The 445-nt window shown below is 62.9% G+C and carries 1 protein-coding gene; it reads left to right on the plus strand.

The genetic code is table 11. From position 1 onward, the window contains the following. Positions 1 to 445: hypothetical protein (locus AB9K37_RS00420; RefSeq protein ID WP_369835096.1), on the plus strand; the 445-nt coding region annotated here is incomplete at both ends.

Raw genomic sequence — 445 nt, forward strand, 5'->3', positions numbered from 1 at the left:
TTCCGAAACAGCCCAAGCCCACGACGCGCTCGACATGGACGCCACTGAAGAAACCGACGCAGATCCCTTCGCAGCATTCAGCGCAGACGATGACCCGTTTGCTGCCCTTGGGGGCGCGGAGGAGGAGCAAGGTCACGACACTCTCCCCTCGGCGACAGAAGACACCCCCATAGAAGCCGAGGTGGCCGTCGAGGGCAAACCCGACGCAGACCCCTTAGCCGCCACCGAAGAGGAAGACCCCTTCGCGGCGCTTGCTGACGTGGAAGAGCCAGACGCAGATTTGTCCTCCCCGGAAGACACTGAGACTCCCAAAGATCAGATGGCATCCGAAGACGAAGCACCAAAGGCCTCTGAAGACGCGAGCGCAGGCACCGCCGTCCCAAGCCCCTTCGAGGCCCTCGAAGGCTTGGACAATGACGACGCGCCCGCTTCGGAGCATGTGGTC

It is taken from the genome of Donghicola sp. XS_ASV15 (genome assembly GCF_041224595.1).
Taxonomy (GTDB): domain Bacteria; phylum Pseudomonadota; class Alphaproteobacteria; order Rhodobacterales; family Rhodobacteraceae; genus Donghicola.